The 2,484-nt window shown below is 45.9% G+C and carries 2 protein-coding genes and 1 pseudogene; 2 read left to right on the forward strand and 1 reads right to left on the reverse strand.

What is annotated here, in order from left to right:
* Positions 1-143: 143 nt before the first annotated feature.
* On the reverse strand, positions 144-1,277 hold the full coding sequence (locus K0778_RS25600) for a permease (protein ID WP_001089729.1): 1,134 nt from the start codon (positions 1,275-1,277) through the stop codon (positions 144-146).
* Positions 1,278-1,382: 105 nt separating this feature from the next.
* On the opposite strand from K0778_RS25600, the gene K0778_RS25605 reads away from it, so the two are divergent.
* Both K0778_RS25605 and K0778_RS25610 read left to right on the forward strand, forming a co-directional pair.
* Positions 1,383-1,706: a helix-turn-helix transcriptional regulator gene (locus K0778_RS25605; protein WP_001175593.1), complete on the forward strand. Its 324-nt coding sequence runs from the start codon at positions 1,383-1,385 to the stop codon at positions 1,704-1,706.
* A 101-nt stretch (positions 1,707-1,807) separates the two neighbouring features.
* Positions 1,808-2,400 (forward strand): annotated as a pseudogene (locus tag K0778_RS25610) (IS1 family transposase); the annotation flags it as partial.
* Between the last annotated feature and the right edge of the window lie 84 nt (positions 2,401-2,484).

Consider the following 2,484-nt stretch of genomic DNA (forward strand, 5'->3'; position numbering starts at 1 on the left):
CGTACGGCCCACAGAATGATGTCACGCTGAAAATGCCGGCCTTTGAATGGGTTCATGTGCAGCTCCATCAGCAAAAGGGGATGATAAGTTTATCACCACCGACTATTTGCAACAGTGCCACCAGAAGACCCTTACTATTATTATTAAAAAAGCAATTGGGTCAGATACCCCATAAGTATGGCCATACCCAGGATTACTGTCAGAAAAGCGACTATCATAGGCATTCTGAACATTGATTTAAGCAGTATTACTTCTGTCAAACTCGCTCCAGCACTACCGATTATCAAGGCCATTAATGCCCCCAGGCCCATTCCTTTAGTCATCAGCACTGATGCAAGTGGTATCACTGCCTCTGCGCGGATATACAACGGAATACCAACAACTGCACTCAGCGGTATGGCTAAGGGATTATCTGCTCCGGCATGAGCTGCAATCCACTCTGAAGGGATAAAGCCATAAATAAATGAACCTATTAATACACTTAACAAAAGATAAGGCAGAACATCCTTAAACTGCTGTAAGGCATCTTTCATAGCTAACTTTATTGGGCCAGAGGTGGTATTCGTTGTGAGATTCACATTGCCCAGATTCTCGCTGCTGCAACAGCTAACAGCTGGTTGTTCAGATGATATTGATGAACAACACGCTGATACGTTCTGCTCGTTCTTTACCGTCCTTAAGTTAATTATGGGGTTCGCTGATGAAGTACAGCAACTCGTTTTTAAAGGCAATTGAGTCGAGCTAGTGCTGCAACAACTGGAACCCGCCGACGTTTTTACCGAAGCTTCGGAATCATCGCATTTCGTGGTGCAACCACTTGATGCTGAGTTTTTGTGATCAACAATATGACGTTCAAATCCTAGTAAATCCAATACGATACTGGCAAGGACTGAGACACCGGCAGCGATGATCGCGTACAACAAAGTTACTTTCCAGCCAAAGGTAACCCACATTAACCCCACGATAATGGGATTAAGCAACGGTGAAACAAACAAAAAAGTGAGTGTCGGACCAAACCCTGCTTTCGCCGACAACAACCCTCGTAGCATTGGAATTGTTGAGCAACTACAGAAAGGGGTAACGGCTCCCAACAACGAGGCCAGCAGGTAGCCTTTTCCTTTTTTCGCCCCTATCAATTGCTGGATTTTATGGTCCGGGACCTTTTGCCTTATCAGGCTCACACCGGCACTGATGACAATAAACAGCAAAGATAGCTCGACGGCCAAAAACAAAAACATCTCTGCGGCATCTTGCAGCATAGAAATCCAACTATTCATACTAAACCCTCTTGACAAAATCTACGTTTCTAGAATAATCGAAATATAATTCTGGTCAAGATATTTCTGGTATTATCGAAATATCATTAGACAGAGGGTTGTCACATGCAACTGGAAGAAGTAGCTAAAGCACTAAAAGAGCTGGGTCACCCGACCCGTTTGTTCATATTCAAACATCTTGTAAAAGCTGGAGAACAAGGTTTGCCTGTAGGTGAATTGCAAAAGCAGCTTGGCATTCCCTCATCAACGTTAAGTCATCATATTTCAGCCCTGGTATCAGTAGGGCTCGTCACACAAAACCGGGAGAGTCGAACGCTCATGTGTGTCTCTCAATACGAAATACTGGAAGCTATCATCGAATTCTTACGTGAAGAGTGCTGTGTAAACAGTAAAACAGATGTTGCGGAACACGCTGGCAAAAATGGATAAGTAACCGGAAAACTCATAACTGTCATGATTGACGAAAGCTGCATCGGGTGATGCTGCCAACTTACTGATTTAGTGTATGATGGTGTTTTTGAGGTGCTCCAGTGGCTTCTGTTTCTATCAGCTGTCCCTCCTGTTCAGCTACTGACGGGGTGGTGCGTAACGGCAAAAGCACTGCCGGACACCAGCGCTATCTCTGCTCTCACTGCCGTAAAACATGGCAACTGCAGTTCACTTACACCGCTTCTCAACCCGGTACGCACCAGAAAATCATTGATATGGCCATGAATGGCGTTGGATGCCGGGCAACTGCCCGCATTATGGGCGTTGGCCTCAACACGGTTTTACGTCACTTAAAAAACTCAGGCCGCAGTCGGTAACCTCGCGCATACAACCGGGCAGTGATGTGATTGTCTGCGCTGAAATGGACGAACAGTGGGGCTACGTCGGTGCTAAATCACGTCAGCGCTGGCTGTTTTACGCGTATGACAGGATACGGAGGACAGTTGTGGCGCACGTTTTCGGTGAACGCACTCTGGCCACACTGGAGCGTCTTCTGAGCCTGCTGTCACCCTTTGACGTGGTGATATGGATGACGGATGGCTGGCCGCTGTATGAATCCCGCCTGAAGGGAAAGCTGCACGTAATCAGCAAGCGATATACGGGGTCTGACGCTCAGTGGAACGAAAACTCACGTTAAGGGATTTTGGTCATGAGATTATCAAAAAGGATCTTCACCTAGATCCTTTTAAATTAAAAATGAAGTTTTAAATCAATCTAA

The organism is Escherichia sp. XD33 (assembly GCF_019375075.1).
Classification (GTDB): Bacteria; Pseudomonadota; Gammaproteobacteria; order Enterobacterales; family Enterobacteriaceae; genus Enterobacter; species Enterobacter flexneri_A.